The sequence below is a fragment of the Mesorhizobium sp. M7D.F.Ca.US.004.03.1.1 genome (assembly GCF_003998635.1).
Classification (GTDB): domain Bacteria; phylum Pseudomonadota; class Alphaproteobacteria; order Rhizobiales; family Rhizobiaceae; genus Mesorhizobium; species Mesorhizobium loti.
Genome location: NZ_RZQG01001116.1, coordinates 1 through 1,725, shown reverse-complemented (window position 1 = coordinate 1,725; position 1,725 = coordinate 1). Strand labels below are relative to the sequence as shown.

The 1,725-nt window shown below is 60.3% G+C and carries 3 protein-coding genes and 1 pseudogene; all 4 read right to left on the bottom strand.

Features of this window, described 5'->3' with window-relative positions; genetic code table 11:
- Window positions 1–128 (bottom strand): annotated as a pseudogene (locus EN935_RS34540) (NADH-quinone oxidoreductase subunit D); the annotation flags it as partial.
- A 9-nt stretch (window positions 129–137) separates the two neighbouring features.
- Window positions 138–743, bottom strand: coding sequence for an NADH-quinone oxidoreductase subunit C (locus EN935_RS34535; RefSeq protein ID WP_109667985.1), 606 nt, complete (start codon window positions 741–743; stop codon window positions 138–140).
- Window positions 744–747: 4 nt separating this feature from the next.
- Window positions 748–1,329: an NADH-quinone oxidoreductase subunit B gene (locus EN935_RS34530; RefSeq protein WP_013531090.1), complete on the bottom strand. Its 582-nt coding sequence runs from the start codon at window positions 1,327–1,329 to the stop codon at window positions 748–750.
- The gene (locus EN935_RS34525; protein ID WP_010910112.1) at window positions 1,320–1,685 is read right to left on the bottom strand and encodes an NADH-quinone oxidoreductase subunit A; all 366 of its coding nucleotides are present in this window, start codon (window positions 1,683–1,685) and stop codon (window positions 1,320–1,322) included. Before EN935_RS34525 ends, EN935_RS34530 begins: the two co-directional genes overlap by 10 nt.
- Window positions 1,686–1,725: the final 40 nt, after the last annotated feature.

The window sequence follows — 1,725 nt, the reverse complement described above, 5'->3', positions numbered from 1 at the left end:
CCGATATGCGGATCGACGCGATCGACGACTTCGCCGTCCAGCTCCAGAACGAGGCGCAAAACGCCGTGCGCCGCAGGGTGTTGCGGGCCGAAATTGATGTTGAAGTTGCGGACGGAGGTTTCAGCCATTCTGGCGCCTCAATTCGTCTTGGCTTTTTCGTCGCCGGGCAGGACGTAGTCCGTCCCTTCCCATGGCGAGAGAAAATCGAAATTGCGGAATTCCTGCTTCAGCTCGACCGGCTCATAGATGACGCGCTTGGCTTCGTCGTCGTAACGCACCTCGACAAAGCCGGTCAGCGGGAAATCCTTGCGCAGAGGATGGCCTTCGAAACCGTAGTCGGTCAGCAGGCGGCGAAGATCGGGATGGCCCGAGAACAGCACGCCATAGAGATCGTAGGTCTCACGCTCGAACCAGTCGGCGCCTGGGAACACACCGGTGATCGACGGCACCATGGTTTCCTCGTCGGCCTGCACCTTGACGCGAATGCGCACGTTCTGCTTCGGCGACAGGAGGTGATAGACGACGTCGAAACGCTTGGCCCGCGACGGATAGTCGGCACCGCAGACGTCGATGATCGAGATGAATTGGCAGCGCGCATCGTCGCGCAGGAAGGTCATCACCTCGACCAGGTCGCGCGGCTCGACATGAACGGTAAGCTCGCCATAGGCGATATCAGCTTCGTTCACGCGGCCGATCAGCTTCTCGCCGAGATAGGTCGACAGTTCGCTCAGGGATGCGGTCATGGATTTACCGTTCGATCGTGCCGGTGCGGCGGATCTTCTTCTGCAGGAGAAGAATGCCGTAAAGCAGCGCTTCGGCGCTCGGCGGACAGCCGGGCACATAGATGTCGACCGGCACGATGCGGTCGCAGCCGCGCACCACCGAATAGGAATAGTGATAGTAGCCGCCGCCATTGGCGCAGGAACCCATCGAGATGACGTAGCGCGGCTCCGGCATCTGGTCGTAGACCTTGCGCAGCGCCGGCGCCATCTTGTTGGTCAGCGTGCCGGCGACGATCATGATGTCCGACTGGCGCGGAGACGCGCGCGGCGCGACACCGAAGCGCTCCGAGTCATAGCGCGGCATCGAAGTGTGGATCATCTCGACCGCGCAGCAGGCGAGGCCGAAAGTCATGAACATCAGCGAGCCGCTGCGCGCCCAGGTGATAAGCGCCTCGGTCGAGGTGACGAGAAAGCCCTTGTCGGCCAGCTCATTGTTGATCTCGAGGAAGAACGGATCGTCCTCCCCCACCGGCCTGCCGGTGTTGGGATCGATGATACCTTTGGGCTTCGGCGCGACGAGGGTGCCTGAACTGTCGTTCAATCCCATTCCAGCGCTCCTTTTTTCCATTCATAGGCAAAGCCGATGGTCAGCACCGCCAGAAACACCATCATCGACCAGAAGCCGAGCATGCCGATCTTCGAGAACGACACCGCCCACGGAAACAGGAAGGCCACTTCCAAGTCGAAGATGATGAACAGGATCGACACCAGGTAGAAGCGGATGTCGAATTTCATGCGGGCGTCGTCGAACGAGTTGAAACCGCACTCGTAGGCGGAAAGCTTTTCAGGATCGGGATTGCGGTAAGCCACCAGGAAGGGCGCGGCCAGCAGCGCCAGGCCGACAACCAGCGCCACGCCTATGAACAGGACGATGGGCAGGTATGAGCTTAGAAGTGCGTTCATGCTCGGCTTTCCGTTGGCGCCAATCCACGTTGATTACAGC

Excerpts from the sequence above, each read along its gene's own strand:
- EN935_RS34525 (WP_010910112.1), bottom strand. The coding sequence starts at position 1,685 with ATGAACGCACTTCTAAGCTCATACCTGCCCATCGTCCTGTTCATAGGC.
- EN935_RS34535 (WP_109667985.1), bottom strand. The coding sequence starts at position 743 with ATGACCGCATCCCTGAGCGAACTGTCGACCTATCTCGGCGAGAAGCTG.
- EN935_RS34530 (WP_013531090.1), bottom strand. The coding sequence starts at position 1,329 with ATGGGATTGAACGACAGTTCAGGCACCCTCGTCGCGCCGAAGCCCAAA.